The sequence below is a fragment of the Psychrobacter sp. genome (assembly GCF_035469765.1).
In the GTDB taxonomy this organism is placed as follows: domain Bacteria; phylum Pseudomonadota; class Gammaproteobacteria; order Pseudomonadales; family Moraxellaceae; genus Psychrobacter.
The window spans coordinates 1-2,281 of record NZ_DATIRM010000338.1; the positions used below are offsets into that span (position 1 = coordinate 1).

General features: G+C 42.1%; 2 protein-coding genes. Both read right to left on the reverse strand.

The features are described 5' to 3' along the window. Positions 1 to 297: 297 nt before the first annotated feature. Positions 298 to 1,182: a translation elongation factor Ts gene (tsf, locus tag VLN09_RS09365; protein ID WP_325245885.1), complete on the reverse strand. Its 885-nt coding sequence runs from the start codon at positions 1,180 to 1,182 to the stop codon at positions 298 to 300. A gap of 247 nt (positions 1,183 to 1,429) precedes the next feature. Next, positions 1,430 to 2,224, reverse strand: coding sequence for a 30S ribosomal protein S2 (gene rpsB, locus VLN09_RS09370; RefSeq protein WP_325245887.1), 795 nt, complete (start codon positions 2,222 to 2,224; stop codon positions 1,430 to 1,432). Positions 2,225 to 2,281 lie beyond the last annotated feature (57 nt).

Here is a 2,281-nt window from a genome sequence, read left to right on the forward strand (position 1 = left end):
TATAAAAATGATTCAGGGCTATCAGGCAATAGCATGAACGCCAATAATAGTAATACTGGAACTACTAGTAATGGTGGCAGTATCCAAAACGTTAGTTATGGCACCAGTAGCAACAGTAATAGCGCAAGCTACGCCAACTCGGCTTATTTAGCCTTACGTTAATCTAAAATAAAAATAACAGCCACAAAAAAGCCCGTTAAATAAATAACGGGCTTTTTTATGCTTGATTGCTTCTTATATAAAACAACCGATAAGTACTGAGCAAAAATATACTCAGCACTCACTGCATTTTAAAACTTACTTGTTAGCTAGTGCTTGGGTTGCAGCAACTTCAGCAGCAAAATCTTCTTGCTTCTTCTCAATGCCTTCACCAACTTCTAGACGTTTGAAGCCAAGTACTTTTACGCCTTCAGCTTTTAGTACGTCACCAACTTTTTTCTCATTGTCCATAACATAAGGCTGACGTAGTAAAGTAACTTCTTCTAAGTACTTACGTAAGCCACCTTCGATCATTTTTTCAACGATATTGTCAGGCTTGCCAGACTCACGTGCTTTTGCTTCAATGATGTCTTTTTCGCGCGCTAATAAATCAGCAGCGACGTCTTCGTCATCGATAGCAACTGGGTTGAACGCAGCAATATGCATAGCAAGGTTTTTGCCAGTGTCTGCACTACCACCTTCGTAAGATACGACTACGCCGATACGTAGACCATGGCGGTATGCAGCAATGTTAGCGCCTTCAAGTACTTCAACACGGCGGATTTGGATATTCTCACCGATTTTTTGTACCAAAGATACGCGAGCTTCTTCAACAGTCTGACCATTGCCATATGGCAATTCAGCGATAGCAGCGACGTCAGTCACATTGTTTTCTAATGCAAGGTTCGCTACTGTTTCTGCAAATGCAGCGAAGTTTTCATCTTTTGCAACGAAGTCAGTTTGGCAGTTAACTTCTAACAAGAATGCTTTGTTATCGCCTTGAGCGATGATGATAGCACCGTCAGCTGCGATGTTACCCGCTTTTTTAGCCGCTTTCGCTTGACCAGATTTACGTAGGTTATCAATGGCAGTTTCGACATCACCGTTTGATTCTTCTAACGCTTTTTTACATTCCATCATGCCAAGACCAGTACGGTCACGCAATTCTTTTACCATTTTGGCAGATACTTTTACTTCTGACATAAGAGTTACCTTTTATTATGTATGTGAGCATTATTATATATGGGAGTGCACAATATCTAAACCCACTTAAATTCTGTATAGCGGCTTAACAACGCCACTTTAATAAATCCGCTTTAACAATAAGGCATGACGAGTAATACTACATCATGCCTATTGTTTATCTTTATGCTGTTAGTCATGTTACATGGCTGCCAATAGACAAACTATCAAGGCAGCCTTACAACATTAAACCATATCACTCAGCGATTTATTCTGCTGGAGTAGCAGCTTCTTCAGTTTGAGCGTCAGCCGCTTCTTCAGTAGCAGGTGCTTCTTGCTCAGCTTTACCACCAGCTTGAGTTTGTGCGTATTCTTTACCAGCGATGATTGCATCAGCCATAGAAGTTACGTACAAAGTCACGGCACGGATAGCATCATCGTTTGCAGGGATGATGTAATCAACGTTATCTGGGTTAGAGTTAGTATCAACGATACCGATAACTGGGATACCTAGGTTCTTAGCTTCTTTGATAGCGATTGCTTCATGATCTACGTCTACAACGAAGATTGCGTCAGGTAGACCGCCCATGTCTTTGATACCGCCCAATGAACGCTCAAGTTTTTGCATATCGCGAGTACGCTCTAGTGCTTCACGTTTAGTAAGCTTGGCGAAAGTACCGTCTTCTGCTTGCTTCTCAAGCTCTTTTAGACGATTGATTGACTGGCGTAGTGTTTTCCAGTTAGTCAACATACCACCTAACCAGCGATGGTCAACGTATGGCATGCCAGCGCGTGCTGCTTGCTCAGCGATAACGCCGCTAGCTGCGCGTTTAGTACCAACAAATAATACTTTGTTTTTCTTAGCTGCTAAGCCGTTAACGTAAGTCAATGCTTCGTTAAACGCTTTTACCGTGTGCTCTAAGTTGATGATGTGAATCTTGTTACGGGCGCCAAAGATATATGGACCCATTTTTGGATTCCAAAAACGTGTTTGGTGACCAAAGTGAGCGCCGGCTTGTAATAGGTCGCGCATTTCTATTTTGGTTGGATTCTTTGTAGCCATGTTAAATGTCCTGTTGGTTGGGTTATGCCTCCACATCACAAAAACTGCCTATCTAGC